Origin of the sequence: Bacillus sp. FSL W8-1143 (genome assembly GCF_037965155.1) — a bacterium.
Classification (GTDB): domain Bacteria; phylum Bacillota; class Bacilli; order Bacillales; family Bacillaceae; genus Bacillus; species Bacillus pumilus.
Genome location: NZ_CP150182.1, coordinates 1,278,404 through 1,298,757, shown reverse-complemented (window position 1 = coordinate 1,298,757; position 20,354 = coordinate 1,278,404). Strand labels below are relative to the sequence as shown.

24 protein-coding genes and 2 riboswitches are annotated in these 20,354 nt (G+C 39.9%); of the genes, 7 read left to right on the top strand and 17 right to left on the bottom strand.

Annotated elements, in window-relative coordinates; genetic code table 11:
- Positions 1-217: 217 nt before the first annotated feature.
- Positions 218-382 carry a hypothetical protein gene (locus tag NSQ36_RS06400; protein ID WP_050945182.1) on the bottom strand — a complete coding sequence of 55 codons (165 nt, stop codon included), beginning with the start codon at positions 380-382 and terminating at the stop codon, positions 218-220.
- 38 nt (positions 383-420) lie between these two features.
- Complete coding sequence (locus NSQ36_RS06395) at positions 421-576, bottom strand: hypothetical protein (protein ID WP_095117785.1); 156 nt, start codon at positions 574-576, stop codon at positions 421-423.
- A gap of 191 nt (positions 577-767) precedes the next feature.
- Here NSQ36_RS06395 and NSQ36_RS06390 point away from each other — a divergent pair, with 191 nt between their 5' ends.
- The gene (locus NSQ36_RS06390; RefSeq protein ID WP_012009715.1) at positions 768-1,097 is read left to right on the top strand and encodes a MerR family transcriptional regulator; all 330 of its coding nucleotides are present in this window, start codon (positions 768-770) and stop codon (positions 1,095-1,097) included.
- Between the two features lie 260 nt (positions 1,098-1,357).
- Here NSQ36_RS06390 and NSQ36_RS06385 read toward each other — a convergent pair whose 3' ends face one another.
- The gene (locus NSQ36_RS06385) at positions 1,358-1,729 is read right to left on the bottom strand and encodes a cupin domain-containing protein (RefSeq protein ID WP_003211130.1); all 372 of its coding nucleotides are present in this window, start codon (positions 1,727-1,729) and stop codon (positions 1,358-1,360) included.
- A 213-nt stretch (positions 1,730-1,942) separates the two neighbouring features.
- Between NSQ36_RS06385 and NSQ36_RS06380 the strand changes: the two genes are divergently transcribed.
- Positions 1,943-2,806, top strand: coding sequence for a LysR family transcriptional regulator (locus tag NSQ36_RS06380; protein WP_050945183.1), 864 nt, complete (start codon positions 1,943-1,945; stop codon positions 2,804-2,806).
- A gap of 86 nt (positions 2,807-2,892) precedes the next feature.
- Here NSQ36_RS06380 and NSQ36_RS06375 read toward each other — a convergent pair whose 3' ends face one another.
- From NSQ36_RS06375 to NSQ36_RS06365, 3 genes are all read right to left on the bottom strand, one after another.
- The gene (locus NSQ36_RS06375) at positions 2,893-3,291 is read right to left on the bottom strand and encodes a hypothetical protein (RefSeq protein WP_003211828.1); all 399 of its coding nucleotides are present in this window, start codon (positions 3,289-3,291) and stop codon (positions 2,893-2,895) included.
- Positions 3,292-3,392: 101 nt separating this feature from the next.
- A complete protein-coding gene (gene mgtE / locus NSQ36_RS06370) occupies positions 3,393-4,751 on the bottom strand; it encodes a magnesium transporter (protein ID WP_003212108.1) in 1,359 nt (452 codons plus the stop codon).
- Between the two features lie 207 nt (positions 4,752-4,958).
- Positions 4,959-5,122: riboswitch (M-box (ykoK) riboswitch) on the bottom strand.
- Positions 5,123-5,254: 132 nt separating this feature from the next.
- A complete protein-coding gene (locus tag NSQ36_RS06365; protein ID WP_003212346.1) occupies positions 5,255-5,395 on the bottom strand; it encodes a hypothetical protein in 141 nt (46 codons plus the stop codon).
- A 260-nt stretch (positions 5,396-5,655) separates the two neighbouring features.
- Here NSQ36_RS06365 and NSQ36_RS06360 point away from each other — a divergent pair, with 260 nt between their 5' ends.
- Complete coding sequence (locus NSQ36_RS06360; RefSeq protein WP_339207048.1) at positions 5,656-6,948, top strand: aminotransferase class V-fold PLP-dependent enzyme; 1,293 nt, start codon at positions 5,656-5,658, stop codon at positions 6,946-6,948.
- Between the two features lie 148 nt (positions 6,949-7,096).
- Here the strand turns inward: NSQ36_RS06360 and NSQ36_RS06355 are convergent, their stop codons facing one another.
- The 6 genes from NSQ36_RS06355 to NSQ36_RS06330 form a co-directional block, all read right to left on the bottom strand.
- Positions 7,097-7,615 carry a PepSY domain-containing protein gene (locus NSQ36_RS06355; protein ID WP_050945185.1) on the bottom strand — a complete coding sequence of 173 codons (519 nt, stop codon included), beginning with the start codon at positions 7,613-7,615 and terminating at the stop codon, positions 7,097-7,099.
- A 93-nt stretch (positions 7,616-7,708) separates the two neighbouring features.
- Positions 7,709-8,398, bottom strand: a complete 690-nt coding sequence (locus NSQ36_RS06350) for a PepSY domain-containing protein (RefSeq protein WP_003211196.1) — start codon at positions 8,396-8,398, stop codon at positions 7,709-7,711.
- Positions 8,399-8,465: 67 nt separating this feature from the next.
- The gene (locus tag NSQ36_RS06345) at positions 8,466-9,815 is read right to left on the bottom strand and encodes an ATP-binding protein (RefSeq protein ID WP_339207046.1); all 1,350 of its coding nucleotides are present in this window, start codon (positions 9,813-9,815) and stop codon (positions 8,466-8,468) included.
- 3 nt (positions 9,816-9,818) lie between these two features.
- Entirely contained in the window at positions 9,819-10,505 is a 687-nt protein-coding gene (locus NSQ36_RS06340) for a response regulator transcription factor (protein ID WP_253622684.1), read from the bottom strand.
- Positions 10,506-10,741: 236 nt separating this feature from the next.
- Positions 10,742-10,945 (bottom strand): helix-turn-helix transcriptional regulator, encoded by a 204-nt coding sequence (locus NSQ36_RS06335; protein WP_050945187.1) that lies wholly within the window; start codon positions 10,943-10,945, stop codon positions 10,742-10,744.
- A complete protein-coding gene (locus NSQ36_RS06330; RefSeq protein ID WP_050945188.1) occupies positions 10,946-11,248 on the bottom strand; it encodes a hypothetical protein in 303 nt (100 codons plus the stop codon). It lies immediately after the preceding gene.
- A 457-nt stretch (positions 11,249-11,705) separates the two neighbouring features.
- On the opposite strand from NSQ36_RS06330, the gene NSQ36_RS06325 reads away from it, so the two are divergent.
- The 3 genes from NSQ36_RS06325 to NSQ36_RS06315 all read left to right on the top strand — a co-directional run bounded on the left by NSQ36_RS06325 (position 11,706) and on the right by NSQ36_RS06315 (position 16,021).
- Complete coding sequence (locus NSQ36_RS06325; RefSeq protein ID WP_003210884.1) at positions 11,706-12,665, top strand: S8 family peptidase; 960 nt, start codon at positions 11,706-11,708, stop codon at positions 12,663-12,665.
- Between the two features lie 113 nt (positions 12,666-12,778).
- Positions 12,779-12,970, top strand: a riboswitch (cobalamin riboswitch).
- A 153-nt stretch (positions 12,971-13,123) separates the two neighbouring features.
- Positions 13,124-15,412, top strand: coding sequence for a 5-methyltetrahydropteroyltriglutamate--homocysteine S-methyltransferase (gene metE / locus NSQ36_RS06320; protein ID WP_050945189.1), 2,289 nt, complete (start codon positions 13,124-13,126; stop codon positions 15,410-15,412).
- 138 nt (positions 15,413-15,550) lie between these two features.
- On the top strand, positions 15,551-16,021 hold the full coding sequence (locus NSQ36_RS06315; protein ID WP_003212370.1) for a nucleoside deaminase: 471 nt from the start codon (positions 15,551-15,553) through the stop codon (positions 16,019-16,021).
- 61 nt (positions 16,022-16,082) lie between these two features.
- Here NSQ36_RS06315 and NSQ36_RS06310 read toward each other — a convergent pair whose 3' ends face one another.
- Entirely contained in the window at positions 16,083-16,499 is a 417-nt protein-coding gene (locus NSQ36_RS06310) for an organic hydroperoxide resistance protein (RefSeq protein ID WP_003212261.1), read from the bottom strand.
- Between the two features lie 162 nt (positions 16,500-16,661).
- Between NSQ36_RS06310 and NSQ36_RS06305 the strand changes: the two genes are divergently transcribed.
- Positions 16,662-17,108 carry a MarR family transcriptional regulator gene (locus NSQ36_RS06305; protein ID WP_003212097.1) on the top strand — a complete coding sequence of 149 codons (447 nt, stop codon included), beginning with the start codon at positions 16,662-16,664 and terminating at the stop codon, positions 17,106-17,108.
- 32 nt (positions 17,109-17,140) lie between these two features.
- Here NSQ36_RS06305 and NSQ36_RS06300 read toward each other — a convergent pair whose 3' ends face one another.
- The 4 genes from NSQ36_RS06300 to NSQ36_RS06285 form a co-directional block, all read right to left on the bottom strand.
- The gene (locus tag NSQ36_RS06300; protein WP_044138892.1) at positions 17,141-17,569 is read right to left on the bottom strand and encodes an organic hydroperoxide resistance protein; all 429 of its coding nucleotides are present in this window, start codon (positions 17,567-17,569) and stop codon (positions 17,141-17,143) included.
- Positions 17,570-17,720: 151 nt separating this feature from the next.
- On the bottom strand, positions 17,721-17,855 hold the full coding sequence (locus tag NSQ36_RS06295) for a hypothetical protein (protein WP_003211284.1): 135 nt from the start codon (positions 17,853-17,855) through the stop codon (positions 17,721-17,723).
- Complete coding sequence (locus NSQ36_RS06290; RefSeq protein WP_335355926.1) at positions 17,845-18,981, bottom strand: Rap family tetratricopeptide repeat protein; 1,137 nt, start codon at positions 18,979-18,981, stop codon at positions 17,845-17,847. Before NSQ36_RS06290 ends, NSQ36_RS06295 begins: the two co-directional genes overlap by 11 nt.
- Positions 18,982-19,106: 125 nt before the next feature.
- A complete protein-coding gene (locus tag NSQ36_RS06285; RefSeq protein WP_339207043.1) occupies positions 19,107-20,354 on the bottom strand; it encodes a glutamate-5-semialdehyde dehydrogenase in 1,248 nt (415 codons plus the stop codon).

Genomic DNA, 20,354 nt, shown 5'->3' with positions numbered 1-20,354 from the left:
TCGATATAAACTTTTAAAATCCTTCTTATTTTTCACAACCATCTCGAAAAAAAGGTTTTTTAGCAAACCATCAAGATCCGACACAGTTTAACATAATCTGTAAAGACTCTATGTTTCTTTACACTGTATTCGTCAAATTTCTACAAAATTCAATATTGCTATAACATTAAACAAAAAAAGAACCCTTTATGTGACATGCGCACATTTCAAGGGATTTTCACAAATCACGCTTTGTTTTGTTGAAAAAGAAGTGATACTCTTTTTTTAAGTCACTAATTGTCATTTTCTTGGCCGCACTAGGACTGTACACTCCTAATGAACAGAGCTGCTTCGTATAATAATGTCTTTCCTTTGCTAAAGCTTCTGTTAAGATACGCCGCACCGATTATCCCCTCCTATCAATTGATCTGGAGCAGGTGCTTATGAAGACCTTTTATACAAATCATTTTGTACAGCTCTTAGAAGAGCATGCGCATTCTGACCTGCAGCCTGCATGAATCGCTCCAGTAATTCATCTCTCTTCATATCTAATGCGATGATTTCTTTTGCCATACAGATGATCCGTGTTTGCTCCATCATGTGCTCCTCCTCCTATTTCAACTCATCATCATTATATGCAAGCGTAGCAATCACTTCACATATGTTGTCAACTTTCCTTCCATCGTTTTTTCATTTTTATGTTTTTATGTTATATTTTCTAACAAACGATAGGTTTTTTTCGTTGTCATTCTGTATAATATGAAGAAAAGACTTGCAGGGGTGAGTATATGACGCAGGAAGATGTATCTTATAAAGATAAAAAAGTCATTTCAATCGGGATTGTCAGTGAATTAACAGGGCTATCCGTCAGGCAAATCCGATATTATGAGGAACGCAGACTCATCTACCCCCAGCGCTCAACAAGAGGCACGCGTAAATATTCTTTTTCTGATGTAGAACGATTAATGGACATCGCCAACAAACGAGAAGACGGTGTGCAAACAGCGGAGATTTTGAAAGACATGAAGAAAAAGGAACAGGCATTAAAAAGCGGACAATATAAGAAAAAAATGCTGGAAGGTCAAATTAACGCACACTTCCGGTACAAAAATCGATAAACAAATAAAGTTTAGCTGACTCTTTTAGGCTTTGTTCGCACTTGATTTTTGGTCATGGCTTAATGAAAAAGAGACAGCTTTTTTTGCTGTCTCCGTTATCAAACCAAAGCCCTTGGCAATGCCAAATCATACTCAGTGAAATAAGCTATATAAGCAAGGACATCCGTTTACTTTTTTTAGGCGGCGTTCCACAACATTTCATTCTAAGAAACAACACTATATCAAATAGCGTTTTAGGTATATTGTTAAGTGCAGGCGATCTAGCGTTTATCCATTCGTTCAGGAATCGAAACAGTTCGTTCATTGATCACATTCCCCGTGTTCAGCGTCGTTTTTGGTTCAATTAAGAGCAAATGAACTTCTTCTTCAGCAATTGGCTGATGTTCAATTCCTTTTGGAATCACAAGAAACTCCCCTTCATTAAGCGCTATTTCTCTATCCCTAAAACGGATGACTAGATTTCCTTTCCATACAAAGAACATTTCATCCTCGTCATCATGGTGATGCCAAATGAATTCACCCTTAATTTTTACCATTTTCATGTATGAGTCGTTCAACTCTCCACTTATTCTAGGATTCCAATAATCATTTATTTGCGAAAATTTCTCTTGGATATTAACCTTTGAAATCAATAGATTCCCTCCTCATTTACTTGGAAACGTCTTTTTTATCTTTCGTAAGCTAGAACTCCCTACCTTGCAAATTCTCCTCCTCATGATAAACATCAAGGGACACAATGAGCATCAACCTCTTATATTATTAAGTTTACTTATTCTGTTGGATCACGTAAAATCAAAAAATAATGTATAGTTCATCACAATTTGTGATGCAAAAGGAGCATTGTTTTGGATATTACATCTTTGGAGATATTTAAAGCGGTAGCTATTGAACAAAGCGTTACAAAAGCTGCTGAGAAATTAAATTATGTGCAGTCCAATGTCACTGCACGAATCCAGCGTCTTGAACAAGAATTAGGTGTTCCTCTTTTCTATCGATATCACAAAAAGATATCCTTAACGCCTGCAGGGCGAGAACTGTTGCCATATGCAAACAAATTACTCTACGATTTTGAAGAAGCGATAGAGGCCGTAAAGCTTTCCTCTACTCCGCGAGGTACTTTGCACATTGGATCTATAGAGTCTACCGCTTCGACAAGATTGCCCAGCATTTTCGCAGCATATCACAAGACATTTTCACAAGTAGAATTAAGCATGTATATGGCACCTACTGTAGATCAGGTTCATGCTATTCTCAACTACAAGGTAGACGGTGCATTGGTTGATGGGCCCATTCTTCATCCCGACATTATTGAATATCCGGTATTGGAAGAATCACTTGTTCTCATTACAAGCTACTCCCAGGAGGAATTCCAGGTAGAATCAATTTTACATGAACCATTGCTTTCGTCATTTGCGCATTGCATCTATTTGGGGCGTTGGCAACGATGGTTAGAGAGCAATGGCTTTGCTCCGATGAAGGTAATGGAATATGGCACTTTAGAGGGCGTGCTTAAATGCGTTGAAAACGGGCTAGGGGTTACCGTATTACCAAAATCTATGGTTGAATCTCGGGTGCAAGGCAGATTTACCTGTCATCCTTTACCGGAACCACACAGAATCGTGCCAACTGTGTTTATAAGGCGCCGCGATTCGTACATGACCAGTGCCCTCTCACGGTTTATGGAATTATTGGGCATAACTCATATGTGATCGGGTCATTTGTGGTAAAAAAGAGGATAGATAGAGCGACATTCTTTCAGCTCTTCTATCCTTTTTACATAAAATTATTTTAGCTTTCATTGAGAGGAAGTGTCAGTTCCTTCAACGAGTCCTACAAAGTCAATCCGTACACCACCTTTTTCAGGATCTTCTATGACCCGCATGGCCAGTGCCTTTTTCTCCCCTGTTTTTTCATCTTCGTAATTCGCATGAAAGACGTGAATGCTGGCTTCTTCCAATTGAAAATCATCATAAGAAAGCGTCTCTATGCCCCATTCTTTTTTCAGTTTTAGAATGTCATTTGGGCTTGGGACAGCACCTTCAACATAGATGTTTTCTATTTTTTGTTTATTTCCTTCGGTAATCGCTTCAATCATATGCTCTGCAGCCACTAGTCTTCTGTCTTTCCCCTCGTCTTCCCTTGAACATGCACCTAGCAATACAATGCACATTAAAATGAATAAAAACTTCTTCATTTTTCTCTCCCACCTTCTCCTTAAAATGTAAAGGATGGAAGCGCTATATGCAATCTTTATTCAAAAAAGACTGTAAAACGTCACGTTTTACAGTCTTCATGCTACATCAGTGTATGAAGGAATGCTGTTGCAATTCCAAAATAGATCAATAAGGATAAAATATCATTCAATGTTGTGATCAGCGGCCCAGATGCAATGGCTGGGTCCACGTTTAATCTGTGTAAAATAATCGGTACGACCGTACCTGCCATTGTCCCAATAATCAGTGTTGCAAGCAGTGAGGAACCGACAACAAAACCTAAAATCATATTGCCCTGCCACACCATTGCGACGACTGTAATAATAATAGAGCAGACAATCCCAATGTAAATACTCGTTCTCAGCTCTCTAAAAATAAGGCGCATGATGGTTTTTTTCGTTAATTCTTCTTTTGAAAGCCCTCTAATGACGACGGCAAGAGACTGTGTCCCTGTATTCCCTGTCATCCCGGCAATCATCGGCATGAAGAACGCTAAAGCAACGACTTGCTGAAGGGTACCTTCAAAATAATTTAAAATACTGCCTGAAATCAGCCCAATGAACAAAAGCAAAATGAGCCACGGAAGACGGCGGTATGCCGCCACAAATGCCGGCGTGTCGAACGTGATATCTTTACCAGAGGCAGCAAACTTTTCATAGTCTTCGCCCGCCTCTTGAATCACAACATCAATGATATCATCGACTGTAACAATTCCGACTAGAACATTGTTCTCTTCCACAACAGGAATCGCAAGGAAATCATATCGTTCAATCAGCTTTGCGATTTCCTCCTGATCTTGAAAGGCTCCAACGGCAATGACTCTTGTAAACATGAGATCCTGTACCTTTTCATCCGGTTCACCTAAAATGAGATCCCGGTATGAGAGAACGCCTACAAGCTGTTTTTGATCATTAATCACATATAAATAGTTGATTGATTCCGCAATTTCAGCAAAGCTTTTCAGCTTCACAACGGCATCCTGCACTGTAAAATGCTGAGGAATCCAAACATAACGGTTCGTCATGATCCGTCCCGCTGTCTCAGCAGGATAATTCATAAGAAGCTGGACGGCCTTGGATTCCTCTGCTTCCATGTTAGATAAAAGCTGATCCTTTAGCTCATCCTCCATCTCATCAAACAAGTTGGCTAGATCATCGTTATCCATTTTGTTTGTGACGAAGGTCGCTTTGTCTTTACCTACTTTTTCAAGAACAATTTCTTGATATTCCCGCTCCAGCTCACCCATCATTTCTGTCACGTCATCGACTGGTAAAAAGCTAAGGAAGCGGCCGCGGTGTTTCTCTGGAAGTTCTTTAAATAAGTAGGCCATATCATATGGCTGAAGTTCTTCCATGATGTTTTTAAATTCTTTTCGTTTTCCATCTCTCAGTAAAATAATGATGCGTAAAATGAGTTCATCATACGTAATATTTTGTATCATCGCTGTTACCTCCCCAAAGTCAGGAGATACCCGAATCCCTTAGAATGTGCGGGGATCAGGATCTCCTCTATCTGATGTCTCAATCTGATCTTTTGACATATCCTCTATGTGTCTCGAATCGGGATGATCCATCCCCACACCTCCTATTCTCATAAAAAAGCACCTTCAACCGAATGAAGGCGCTTTGTAAGCATGACAAATAAACACTTGCTCCTTCAATCGTAGAGCTTTAGCACTGTATGGCATAGGAAAAATCCAGCTGCATTAAAAATCACCTTATGTCGATGATTTCTGTTGACCCATTGGCGTCTTTGGACATTTTTGGGCAGCAGCGTATCTCCATACAGGAGCCTCACCTAACGAAGTCTCATATTGTTGACACACTGAGATTACAGAAAAAGCGCAGTGATGTCAATAAGCAAGATGCCAATTTCCCTTATGTATTCGCTTACTTTTGAAAAAAAGAGCGATAGACAAAGTAGACTATCGCCCTTTCATGTCTTTTATTCCTCTTCTGGCTGATTCATATCCTCTTGGGAGAGGAGATGAAAGGAATCATGCAAAAACAAAGCATATCCTTCTCCATCAGGATGCGGAACATATTCCGCATGGTCCATTGTCTGCTCTTCTTCTTTTTTCTTCATATTCTCTCGCCTCCTTTCCCGTAGTTTGTCCCAATGAAAAAACCTTACACATGAAAGTGTAAGGAGTGATTAGTACAAAACAGCTGAACTCATAAAGGTGCGGCGAATGTCACCATTGGCAATGCGCTGATAACCGTCGCTTTAGCTAAAAATGAATGATTGTTTACAGAAAAAAGCTCTCTCTGATTAGGGTACAGCCATTGATTGATAACACAATGTATAATACTAAGTATAAAAATTGAATATTGGGGGATATGATGATGAGCGAATCTACACTGAACATGCACTTTTCAAATGATTTATTAAAAAAAGTAAGAGAACAATTTTTATATATTGATGAGGATCCTATCCTAAAAAAGGAACGACTTTTTTTTGACAATGCAGGTGGCTCTCTTCGTTTAAAACAGGCAAATCATATATTTTCAATCATTGATGGCATCCCAGATTGTTCTGAAAGAAATCATAAAGCTGCAAAACACTTGATTGATATCCAAAAAAAGGGGATTGTTGATCTTCAAACCATTTTTAACGTGAAACAAGGAAGCTTCGCCACATATCTGACAGCATCACAGGCTATCTTTCAAACTACGGGTATCATTGCAGAACATATTCAAGGAACAAATATTGTCACAACATCCTTAGAACATCCAGCAGCCTACGACGCAGCTAGTTTTTATGCAAATAAATTAAACAAAGAGCTGAGAGTGGCCAAGTCTAATCCTTTAACAGGTGGAGTGAACGTAGAAGACATCTTGGCATTAATCGATCAAGATACTGTTCTTCTAAGCGTCATCTATGCTTCGAATATCTCTGGTGCTATTTTAGATATTGAACAAATTGTACAAGAGGCAAGAAAAAAGAAACCAAACTTATTTATCATGGTTGATGCCGTTCAACATGCACCTCATGGTTTAATTGATATTGAAAAAACACCTGTGGATGTGATAAATTTTGCTCCATATAAATTTTTTGGTGTTAGAGGCTGCGGGATTGCTTATTTATCGGAAAGAGCTGCTCTTCTCCCTCATCATAAGTTAAAAGGAAAGAAAGAAACTGAATGGGGTCTAGGAACTCCAGCACCTGCTCATTATGCGGCTATTAGCGCAATTGTTGATTATGTGTGCTGGCTTGGAGGTCATTTTACAACAGTGAATGCCAGACGACAGTTATTCGCAGCAGGTATGGAAGCTATCGGAAAACAAGAAAGGTCTTTATTAAAAATAATGCTAGACGGGACACCCAACGTAAAAGGGCTAAGAGAAATCAAAGGAGTTACCGTGCATCTTGATGACCATGATTTATCAAAAAGAGATTTCATCGTAGCCATATCGATAGAAGGAACAAACCATGAGGATGCAGTAAGACAATATGAACAGCACGGTGTGATCGTATATGAAAGGTTGAATACAAGCATTTATTCTAAAAGGATGCTGGATTCCTTTGGAATGAAAGGGGCTATTAGAATATCACCTCTCCATTGTCATACTATTCAAGAGATTGAGACGTTTTTAAGAACAACTGAAATGATAAGCAATCAACATAAAAAGCATTAACATGCTTGGTGGACAGATACATGGAAGTACGCTATTTAGTTTAAAAGATGATATTCATTTGTACTTGAATATCATCTTTTAAGCAAAAATAACGGTCTGAACCATTGGTTCAGACCGCATACAAATTTATCTTAGGATTGCTGCCGTATTAATCATCCCATTCTTGCTTCAGGATTTTGCCTGTTTTAGCGGAAATCTCAAAATCAACTTCCTCGCCGTTTGGTGTGGTGATTTCGACTTCATACAAGTACACACCATTTTCTTTATCTAAATCAGAATCTGTGACTGTTCCTTTTACTTTTGCAAGGGCAATTTGTTCAGCCTGCTTTTTAGTGATTTTCACATTCTTTTTCTTTTCTTTGACTGGATCATTCAGCGCTTTCCCTGTTTTGGCATCGACATATACTTTATATTCAAAGCCGCCTTTTTTAATCTCGACCTCATACACCCATTTTCCTTTTTTACGCTCAAGATCCACATCGTCCACATAGCCTTTCACAACTTTTAATGCTGCTTTTTCAGCTTGTTTCTTTGAGACAAACGATGATTTCTTTTGCACCACCTGCTCGGCGTTTGCTGTTTGATTTGTATTTTGCGCTTGAAGTGTGAAACCACCTGCGACAAGAGTTCCTGTTAATGCTGTAGCTACTAGTACTTTTTTCATCATGTTCATGTCCTCCTCTATTTGATTTCTCCTTTATCTTAAAGAAACAAGATGATAAAGGAAGGAAAGAAACATGAGAAAATCATGAGAAAAGGATTAGTTTTCGTACGTAATACCTTCAATGTCTCCTGTATATGCGTTCACAAGCACCTCTGCCTCTCGCCCATCAGGCAAATCCAGCTCCACCTCAAAGACGAGCATACCGCTAAATGTTTCAAGATCAGCATCATCCACTGTCCCTCCGACTTCTTTTACTGCAATTCGGATGGCTTCTTCGACCGTGATTTTTGTCATTTTCTTTTCTTTAGAGGTTGGGTTTTTCTTTTCTGCTTCAAGCACCTTAAACGTTTGCTTGTCGACATCGACTTGATATAATTCTTTTTTTGATTGGATCGTAAAAATAAAACGATCGGACTTTTCTTTCTTTTGAATGACCGTACCGCTTACTTTTTTTACAGCCGCTTCTTCTGCCAGAAGCTCAGCATTTTTTTCATTTGGCTTTTGATAGCTTTTTAACTGCTTGATTTCTTTCATTTGACCGCTTGCAGAAGATGCAATGATTTGATAGATCCCATTTGAATTTTCCAGGGTCAAGGTATAGTCCTGTTTATGATTGATTAAATCAATATTTGTAATGTTTCCATTGTAGTCTTTTGCGATGATTTTTTTGATTTCTGCTTCACTTAATATTTTTTGATCAATGGTTTGAATCATGAGCATTGCAAAGGCTGCAAGAACGACGAGACATCCTGCGAGCGCAAGCACCATTTTCGTTTTTCTAGACATGCAGCGCCTCCTTCCTATTTCCTATTTTATAAGGAGGAAATGAGAAATTGATGAGAAAAGACCTATTTTATTTCTGAAAAAGAATGGTCATGGTTGTCCCTTCGCCGATACGACTGTCCACCTTCAGTTCGGCCCCGTGCTCTTCCGCAATTTGCTTCGCAATTGAAAGACCAAGTCCGGTTCCGCCCGTCTCACTGTTTCTCGCTTCATCCACACGGAAAAAGCGGTCAAAGATTTTCGGCAGATCCTCTTCTTTTATGCCAATCCCATGGTCAACGACTGAAATATACGGCTTCTCTCCCGCCCATCCACAGGTCACATCAACGGCCCCTGTACTATATTTAACTGCATTATCAATCAAGATGGTCAAAAGCTGTTTGATTTTCTCTTCATCCCCCTCAGCGACGAGCGGCTGATCTGTTTGCACATCAGGATCAATGGTTCGATTCGTTGCAACTTCAAGTGTATGACATACCTGCTTGCATAAATGACCAAGATCAACTGGCTTCATGTCCAAGTAAAGCGGCTGACCATTTTTCGCAAGTGTTAATAATTGATCTGTCAGCCTTTTCATTTTTTTCGCTTCATCATGAATCGCTTGAGAGGATTCTTCTATAACCTCTGGACGTGTCTGTCCCCAGCGCTTTAGTAAATTGCTGTAGCTCATAATGACGGTAATCGGTGTCTTCAATTCATGAGAGGCATCATGCAAGAATTGCTGCTCTTTCTCATAATGTTTCTCGAGGATTTCTGACATTTCATTAAAGGTTTGTCCCATTTGATACAATTCATCCTTTGAATCGCCTGCTAGTTTGATTCGCTTAAACGCCTTCTCCTTCATACTTGCCTTCATGGTGCTCGTCATTCTACTAATAGGGCGTACGATTTGTTTTGTTAAAATGTGGCCAGCAAAATAGGAAAGCACTATAATTAAAACGCCAGCAGCGATTAAAATCATTCTTAATAACGCCAAATTCTCTTCCGTATTTTCGATTTCTTCATATACTTGGAGCGACACAATCTCCCCATTTGTCCAAATAACCGGAATCGCAGCGAACGCAACCATATGCTTGTTGTATTCTTTGATTTCTGCTGTCTGACCAGTTTCATATGTAAAAGGCAGTGAGCTAAACGTTGATTCCTTTGTGACAGTCAGCTTTGACTCACCCTTTTCTGTCACGACACGGATCATGCCATTTTGAGGTAGGTACGCCTTCAGCAGCTCCGAGGATGGAAGACCCTCTTCTTCTGATTTTTTTAAAGCAATGGCAATATTTTCAGCAACCTCAGACAGCCGGGACATATCTTTTTGCGTCAAGGTCATCGAAAAAATAAAATATATGGCTGTATGAAACAGCAGCACCATTAAAAACAAGGACAACGATGTATAAAGCTGAATTTTATTTTTTAATCTCATTCTTTATCCTTTCATCACATAACCCACACCTCTCACTGTGTGAATCAGCTGTTTTTCGAATGGGTAATCGACTTTTTTCCTTAAATAACGAATATAGACATCCACTACGTTTGTGTCACCGAAGTAATCAAAGCCCCAAACGGCTGTTAAAAGCTGATCTCTTGTAAGCACTTGCTGCTGATGCTTCAGCAAGTGGACAAGCAGGTCATATTCTCTCGGTGTGAGCTCAAGCATTTGCCCGGCCCTTTGTATGTCTCTTGTTTTCTCGTTGACGGTCAAATCTGCTATGCTAAGCTCCGTTTCCTTTTCTTCTTGCGCCTTTATATTCAACCTTAGCTGCGCACGAATTCGCGCTAGTAATTCTTCTATGTCAAAAGGCTTTGTAATATAATCATTCGCCCCAAGATCGAGGCCGCTTACTTTATCAGGCACACTCCCTCTTGCTGTTATCAAAATAATAGGTGTCGCTGTATTTGTCTTTCGAACCCTTCTTAGCACTTCAAGACCACTTAATTCTGGAAGCATGACGTCAAGCAGCACCAAATCGAAGCTTTCCTCTTCAAGAGCCTGGAGTCCGCTCATACCTGTCTCTTTGACTTTGACCTCATATCCTTCATATTCAAGCTCTAGTGACAGCACCCTTGCAATTTTCTTTTCATCTTCGACTACGAGTATCTTCCCTTTGTTCATCTCTATCTCTCCTATCTAAAAGGCAAGCTTGTCTTTCCATTATTATATGTTGCCTTTCCCATTTGGAACAGTCACAAACTTCACGTCTTTTTTTACTTAAAAAAGGAACATATATTTAATAAAGCTGTATTCATTTTCATCAATTTTTAAACATAGTCATTCAATCTCACGAAATACAGAGAAATCAAATTGAATAGATGCTCAACAAAAAAAGCCTCTTTCTTGAGGCTTTTTATTTATTTCGTTTTAGGATTATTGTCAAAAAGCTCGTCTACTGTGGTATCCAGAACAGTTGCAATGTCAAAGGCTAATTGTAAAGTAGGATCATATTTATCATTTTCAATGGCATTTATGGTTTGTCTTGAGACCTTACAACGTTTAGCCAGTTCTTCTTGGGATAATTTAAAAGATTTTCTGAGTTCTCTAATATGATTTTGCATTTAATCACCATATTTTTTTCTGTAAATGATTAATGAAAACAAATATATGATTGAGATCAGAGTCAAAAACATGATAGGGGAAACTCCAAAACCTTTATAAGAATTTTTTTCTTGAATCATATAAAATATGGCCTGTGCGACTTCTAATACCAGTATACCGATTACCACCATAAAAGCATAGGATTGAGCTTTCGAGTAGATAAATTTCTTTCTCTCATCACCTTTTTGAATCATTGGTGCAATAAAGATGAACAGTCCGATCAGTAATAATATAACTGAATACACAATTTTTACAACATCCATTTATTCGTCCCCTCTCCATCAAAATGTAAAAAACTCTTTACATTTAAAATCATAGCATCATTCCGATAAATGTCAAATACTTTTTACATTTTATTTTATATAACGTTATCATAAAAAAACAATCATTCGCCCCTCGCTTGTGCTCTTCCTTCCCTTCTATTTATCATCTCCTGATTTCATTGTTATGTAGTTTGCCTCTTTTAGTCCTTTTCACCCATTTTCATCTATACAGGTGCAAGCTCACTATGCAGCATTTCCTTCTTTTTCATATGATATCAAGAGTTTTCCTCAAAAGCTGAGTTCTTTCGTCAAGATGTGAGGAGAACTGCACTTTTGATAATAGATTGATTATTTGAAAAATTATTACAATTGACCCTTTCCGATCAAAAGTTTCTTTTATACAATAACATTACGCAGCCTGAATCTACTTTGAAAACAAAATAAGGAGGGCTTTCTTATGAAAGGTGAAATTCGCTTAATTCCGTATGAAGTAAAAGCCAATGTGATGGAAGCGAAAGAGACGCCGGAAAGTATTCAGGAGATTAAAGCACCCGAACTTTGGTCAAGTGGCTTCAAAGGAAAAGGCATAACCATTGCTGTCCTTGATACAGGCTGTGACACAGAGCATCCCGACTTAAAAGATCAGATTATCGGAGGCAAGAACTTTACCGATGATGACAATGGAGATGCTGAAAATGTAAAAGACTACAACGGGCATGGTACCCATGTAGCAGGAACGATTGCAGCAACAGATCAAAATGGCGGAATTCTAGGGGTTGCCCCTGAAGCCAAGCTGCTGATCGTGAAAGTTCTTGGCGGTGAAAATGGCAGCGGGAAATACGAATGGATCATTAATGGCATCAACTATGCCGCTGAGCAAAAGGTGGATATTATCTCTATGTCTCTCGGTGGTCCAAGCAATGAGCCCGCCTTGCAGGAAGCCATTCAAAATGCAGTGAAAAGCGGTGTACTTGTTGTGTGCGCAGCAGGAAATGAAGGGGACGGGGACGAGCGTACAGAAGAATTCTCCTACCCAGCAGCATACAATGAAGTCATTGCCGTCGGCTCTGTCTCCCTTGCAAGAGAATCCTCTGAATTCTCCAACGCCAATAAAGAAATCGACCTCGTCGCTCCAGGAGAAGACATTTTATCCACTCTTCCTAACCATAAATATGGCAGACTCACAGGCACCTCAATGGCTGCCCCTCACGTGAGCGGTGCACTAGCCATTATTAAAAATGCCGAAGAAGAAGCGTTCCAGCGTAAGCTGACAGAGCCTGAGGTCTATGCTCAGCTTGTCAGAAGAACCCTTCCACTGAAGCAATCTAAAGCCCTCGTCGGAAATGGATTTTTATATTTAACTGCGCCTGATGTCCTTTTAGAAAAAACATTGGAAGCAGATCTTTTATCTCTATAGCTTGAATAGAGGTCCTGAGAATAGATAGAATTTTCTCAGGATTTTTTTAATTAAAATTATTCAAAATTTACTTTGACGAAATGAAATGGACGTTATATAATCGAACACAATAAATTCATAGTTTGAGAGTCGGTAATTCGATCACACGTCGAATTTTAATTGGGAAGACCGGTGAAAATCCGGCGCGGTCCCGCCACTGTGAGTGAGGAGAGCTTTTCTTATGAATCCACTGTCATAAGGACGGGAAGGATGAAAAGCTTGCAGATTCATCAGCCAGGATACCAGCCGCTCTATCACATCAAACCCCCTACGGTTGATAGGAGATGTCGGGAAAAAGCGTCAGTTCTGCTCACGCCTTATTTCGCACACACATTTTGTCTTTTTAAACCAGACATTTGCCCTCATCAATCTTCACCATGAGTGTAAATGTCTTTTTATATTTAGAGGAGGAATTGGAATTGACAATTGTTAAAACAAGTAATCTAGGTTTTCCGAGAATTGGTTTAAACAGAGAATGGAAAAAAGCACTTGAGTCTTATTGGAAAGGTCAAACTGACCGTGAAACCCTCTTAAGCACACTGGATGAACAATTTTTAACTGCCATTAAAACGCAAATTGATCAACAAATTGATGTTGTTCCTTCTGGAGATTTTACCTTCTACGATCACGTGCTCGATACTGCTGTCATGTTCAATTGGATTCCAGAGCGCTTCCGCAGCTTAAAAGACCCGCTAGATACATACTTCGCGATGGCAAGAGGAACAAAAGATGCTGTCTCAAGTGAAATGACAAAATGGTTTAATACAAACTATCACTACATCGTTCCAGAATACGAAAAAACCACCGAATTCAAACTCACACATAACAAACCGCTTGAAGCTTACGAAAAGGTAAAAAAGGCGTTTGGTGTTGAAACAAAACCTGTCGTACTTGGTCTTTATACATTTGTCTCACTTTCTAAAGGCTATGAACCAAATGAAGTAAAAGAGATTCAGCAGCGTCTCGTCCCGCTTTATACTCAAGTTTTAAAAGAACTTGAAGAAGCTGGCGTCAAATGGGTACAAATTGATGAGCCAGCACTTGTCACAGCTTCATATGAAGACGTGAAAGCCGTCAAAGAAATCTATCAAACAATCAAAGAAGCCGTACCTGCCTTAAATATTCTTCTTCAAACCTACTTTGATTCAGTAGATGCGTATGAAGAGCTTGTCACATATCCTGTTGAAGCCATCGGTCTTGATTTTGTCCATGATCAAGGACGCAATCTTGATCAAGTGAAAAAGCACGGCTTCCCGAAAGATAAAATTTTAGCAGCAGGCGTCATTGATGGAAGAAATATTTGGAGATCAGATCTTGGTGAAAGATTGTCATTCGTTTCTGAGGTCATTGCTGACGCTCAGCCGAAGGAAGTATGGCTGCAGCCATCAAGCAGTTTGCTGCATGTACCAGTTGCAAAACACCCAAGCGAACAGCTTGAAGAAAAACTATTAAACGGACTGTCTTATGCTACTGAAAAGCTGGCTGAATTAACAACATTAAAAGAGGGCTTAACAAAAGGAGCTGCGGCGATTGAAGCCGCCATCAATGAAGCCAAGCAAGCACTTCTTACTTTAAAAGAATTTGCAAAAGGAACCAATGCGGATTTCACAGCAGAACGCAACAATCTTTCATCGAAAGACTTTAAGCGTCCAGTTGCCTTTGAAGAGCGCCTTCGTATCCAAAACGAATCTCTTGAACTGCCACTCTTGCCAACAACAACCATTGGCAGCTTCCCGCAGTCTGCTGAAGTGCGAAGTGCTCGTCAAAAATGGCGTAAAAATGAATGGACAGATGCGGAATATGATGAATTTATTAAGAAAGAAACAAAAAGATGGATTGATATTCAGGAGGAAATCGGTCTGGACGTTCTCGTACATGGAGAATTCGAACGTACAGACATGGTTGAATACTTTGGTGAAAAGCTAGCCGGATTTGCCTTTACGAAATTTGCTTGGGTGCAATCCTACGGCTCACGCTGCGTGAAGCCGCCAATCATTTATGGAGATGTCGAGTTTACAGCGCCAATGACCGTGAAAGAAACGGTTTATGCACAAAGCTTAACGGAGAAAAAGGTCAAAGGAATGCTGACAGGTCCTGTCACCATCTTAAACTGGTCTTTCCCAAGAACAGATATCACCCGAAAAGACATTGCCTTCCAGATTGCTTTCGCATTACGTAAAGAGGTAGAAGCGTTAGAGGAAGCAGGGATTCAAGTTATTCAAGTGGATGAACCTGCGCTAAGAGAAGGTCTTCCGCTCAAAGAAAGTGATTGGGCAGACTATTTAAACTGGGCAGCAGAGTCGTTCCGTCTATCAACATCATCTGTTCAAAATGAAACGCAAATTCATACACATATGTGCTACAGTAACTTCGAGGATATTGTCGATACGATCGAAGACCTTGATGCCGACGTGATCACAATTGAACATTCACGCAGTCATGGCGGATTCCTCGATTATTTAGAGAAGCATCCGTATTTGAAAGGCCTCGGACTTGGTGTATATGACATCCATAGCCCGCGCGTTCCATCTGTCGAAGAAATGAGTCAAATCATTGATGATGCGCTGAACGTATGCCCGACAGATCGCTTCTGGGTGAATCCTGACTGTGGACTAAAAACGAGACAAGAGCCTGAAACCATTGCTGCTTTGAAAAACATGGTGACGGCGGCTGAAGTCGCTCGTAAAAAGCTGTCGCAGCATGCATAATTGATTTCCTCTCCCCTGCTATCATGGCGGGGGATTTTTATGTGCAAATTGTCCTGTTTGACCATCTACTTGGAGGTTTCCTTTTCTAGCATGATTCGTTTATACTAGAGAAGTCAGTCGAACAAAGGGAGGAAGACAATGAATCACGAAGATTTTTTACAACGCGCAATTGATCTTGCAGTAGAAGGAGTCAATAGTGGTACTGGCGGCCCTTTTGGAGCAGTCATTGTCAAGGATGGACAGATTATTGCCGAGGGAAGCAACAATGTGACAACAACAAATGATCCAACCGCACATGCTGAAGTCACAGCCATTCGAAAGGCGTGCCAAACGCTGAATACATACCAATTAGAAGATTGTATTTTATATACAAGCTGTGAGCCTTGTCCGATGTGTCTTGGTGCTATTTACTGGGCTAGACCAAAAGCGGTCTATTTTGCTGCTGGACATCAGGATGCAGCAGTTTCTGGTTTTGATGACTCGTTTATTTATGAAGAAATCAATAAAGATTACGAATCAAGAAATATTCCATTTTATCAGCTGACACTTCAAAAAACCCTTGCACCATTTGAAGCATGGGAAACATACGAACAAAAGAAAGAATATTAAAAAAAGACACCTGCGCTCATCAGCAGGTGTTTCTTTTTTTCAGCGTGATAGAGGACCTTTTTTATTCAGCCACTTCAAGCTCTACTTCGATGTTCCCTCTTGTTGCTTTTGAATATGGACAGAATTCATGCGCAGCCTCAACAAGCTCTTTCACCTTGTCATGGTCAAGGCCTTTTGCAGATACAATCAGCTTGACACCAAGCTTAAATCCGCCATCACTTTCATCTTTTAAAAGACTGACATGTCCCTCGACTTCTGATTCAATGTTGACCCCTTGCTTTTTCGCTACTTGTTCAAGTGCCCCTCCGAAACAAGCTGCATAGCCCGCTGCAAATAATTGCTCTGGATTCGTACCAGTTTCTCCGTCTTTCTTTGCATTAGGCATGACAATGTTATGATCGAGCACACCATCTTCTGAACGAACATGTCCAGCTCTTCCATGTTGTGCCTTTACTTTTGCTGTGAATAATGGTTTCATCTTCATCTCCTCCTTTATCTATTTATTCCTTTCACGTTCTATCCATTTCTCAAACATTTATCGCACATTAAAGAATTTTTTCGTTTTTGGGCTGTATTTATTTTAAAAAAGAAGAAAATCTTATACAATGATAAGTATGACAAAAAATAGTTGGTGACTGACATGACAAATGAATTCGAGCATATGAAGCTGGAAAATCAGCTTTGTTTCTTGTTATATGCAAGTTCAAGAGAGATGACGAAGCAGTATAAACCGTTATTAGAAGAGTTAGACATTACGTATCCGCAATATTTGGCACTGCTTTTATTGTGGGAGCATGGGACATTAAATGTGAAAACGATGGGAGAGCTTTTATATTTAGACTCCGGTACACTCACACCTATGCTGAAACGGATGGAGCAAAACGGACTCATCATCCGCGAGCGCTCGAAAGAGGATGAACGTTCTGTGCAAATTCGTTTAACGGAATATGGCGAGCAACTAAAAGAGAAGGCTACTGCAATTCCATTTCAGATGCTGTCTGGGACAGGCAGATCGGAAGAAGAGTTAAAAACGCTGCGCGCCTCTTTGCATGAGCTTTTGCAAAAATTAACACAATCAAAAGGCTGAGGGAACATTCCCTCAGCCTTTTATGATATCAATTATTGTGCGACAGCTACTAATTCTACTTCGATATTTCCTTGAGTCGCTTTTGAATATGGGCATACGCCGTGTGCTTTATGAACAAGCTCATCTAATGCTGATTGCTCGATTCCAGTTCCTTTTACTTCTAACTTAACGCCTAGTTTGAAGCCGCCATCTGAACTGTCTTTTACTAAGCTCACATGTGCTGTTACTTCACTTTCAAAACGGATACGCTCTTGTCTTGCGACCATTTGAAGGGCTGAATCAAAACATGCAGAGTAGCCTGCTGCAAATAATTGCTCTGGATTTGTTGCTTTTTCAATTTTTTTCGCTCTTGGTGTTCCAGGCATTGCTACATCATGCTCAAGCACACCATCAGTTGAAACAACCTTTCCTTCTCTTCCTCCTACAGCTGATACCGTTGCAGTAAATAAAACTTCTGACATGTATATAACCCTCTTTCTCTACAATAATATTTTCTACAATTGAATTGTACACAATTAAAATTCAAGAGTCAACGAATACACACTCTTTTTTTAAGATTTCCTTTCTCTTCTATTTTATGTACACAGTAAAAAAAGCCCTTAATAAGGGCTTTTAGATGATGTCATGCTGCGCATTTGGTTGTTGTAGCGTATGATTTCTGTTATCCGGGTCGGCATTTGCTGCTGCCAGCCATAACGCCAGGATGGTGATGCTTGTACAGACGACTGCCCATTTTTTAAAATTCATATAAACAATCCCCTCTCTGAATATAGATTCGAGCATGTTCCGCTTCTCCGTAGAACATGGAAGATTTTTCATAATCTTCCATTTCATTATAATACTTTGCGGTGTCTAATGCCAGCTCCTCTATATCTGGATATGCATAGGCAGACTCTAAAAAATGAAAAATTTGTTTAATATGCTCCGCATCTTGCTTTAAATACAATGCTTCTAAAAATATCGTCTTTTGAATATGAATGTCATCTTGAAGTACTTCTGCTCGCTTCATACATTCTTCTCTGTAGTGTAAGGCTTCTTCGTGTTTGCCTTGTTTGTATAATATCTGAGCGGCTGTATAAAGAGGGTCTATGGATCGACGAAGGTGATCGGATTGATTTTGGTCAAATAACGAGATGGATTCTTTCATTAGTTCGAGTGCGCGGTCAAGATCGCCCATTCGGTAATAACTGTTGCCCATATTAAACAAAGAGGAAGCAATAAAACGCACATTTTGAAAGTCTCTTGATCTCGCAAGCGCTCTCTCGAGATGTGGTAATGCCTTTTCATGTCTTCTCATATCATCATAATTACCTGCCACAATAAATTCGCATTGGATCGTGCGAAGCGCATATAGCTCATGCTGAATATAGACATCTCGCGCCAGTTTGGCATGATGCATCGAGATATGTGTTTGTTTCATGTGATAATATATTTCTGACATTTTAAAATGAAATTCCGCACGTTCAATATCATCTGACACAAAAGAAAGCTTGTGCTCTGCCTTTTGATAAGACGAGATGGCAGCAATATACTGCCTACGGCCAAATTCATACATGCCTCTGAAAAAATGATAGTAGTATTCAAGCATGCCTGTGACATGTGTTTGATGCTCATCTATTTCTTTCGAAAGCTCGGAAAAGTTGGCGCGAAGCTTTCCTTCCTTTAATGGCTTTAAATAATCGAGCATGACCTCATGTCTGAATTCCATTAAAGAAAAATAGAGAAGCAAATTCTGATCTTCTTCCATTGAATCAAGAGAGGTGCGAATTTCCTGCTTTAGTTGTTCTGCTTGTTCTGAATCAAATCTGCGGATTAATTCATACCACTTGTTGATTTTCACTCCAATATCCGAAGAGGGAATGATTTTCGCCATACGTTGCCTTCTCCAATCTTCTCAAAATATAAAACATTACCATATTTTATCATACTTGACCGAAGAAATACAAAAATGAAAGGAAAAAGAGAGCCCTTTTGTCACAAGACTCTCTTTTGAATTCGTTATTCTCTTATTTGTCCTTGACCGCGAATGACAAACTTTTCAGAGGTTAAGGCAGGCAGACCCATAGGTCCTCTTGCATGCAGTTTTTGTGTGCTAATGCCTATTTCTGCTCCGTAGCCAAATTCAAAGCCATCTGTGAACCGAGTAGAGGCATTATGATAGACAGCGGCAGCGTCGACAGCTGTTAAGAAAAGTGACGCATTTTGATCATTTTCCGTAATGATCGCTTCAGAGTGCTTGGAGCTATACGTTTGTATATGCTGAATCGCTTCTTCTATATTGGCTACGATTTTAATACTGACAATCGGCGCTAAAAACTCTGTTTCATAGTCCTCTGTGGTCGCTAATGAAGCACTTGGCGCAAGAACACATACAGCTTCATCGCCCCGTATCTCTACCCCATTTGCATGAAGGGCTTCAAATAACGAAGCGCCATATGTTTTTGCCCATGTTTCATGAATGACAATGCTCTCGATCGCGTTGCAAACAGACGGCCTTTGGGTTTTAGCATTCAGCACAATCTGCTCAGCCATTTCGTTTTTCGCTGTTTCATCAATGTAGATATGACAGTTCCCTGCACCTGTCTCAAGCACTGGCACGGTAGACTCTCTCACAACAAGATCAATTAAATTTTTCCCGCCGCGCGGAATAAGGACATCCAGATATTCATTTAAAGTGAACAGCGTTTTCGCCGTTTCACGGCCTGTATCTTCAATCAATTGCACACTGTCTACTGGAATATCCGTTGTGTGAAGCGCTTCATGGATCACCTTCACAATCGCTTTATTACTATGGATGGCAGAGGAGCTCCCGCGAAGAATAACAGCATTCCCAGTTTTCAAACAAAGGGTGGCAGCATCTACAGTCACGTTTGGTCTTGCTTCATAAATCATTCCAACCGTTCCAAGAGGCACACGCACCTTTTCGATGTACAGACCGTTTTCTTTTTGAATGGTTTCTAATGTTTCACCAATTGGGTCTTTTAGGTGAATGAGTTGAAGGGTCGCGTCTGCGATGGCTTCAATTCTCTCTTCCGTGAGTGTAATCCGGTCAATAACAGAAGGCGTGAACTGCTTTTCCTCTGCAGCCTGCACATCCTTTTTATTCTCATCGAGTAAATAAGCGGAAGATGCTTTAAGTGCCGTTGCGATGGCATGTAAAGCTGCATTTTTTTGCTCCGTCGTTTTTAGGAGCAGCTGATCTTTGGCTACACTTGCTTTTTTTGCTTTTTCAAGAACTTCATTCAT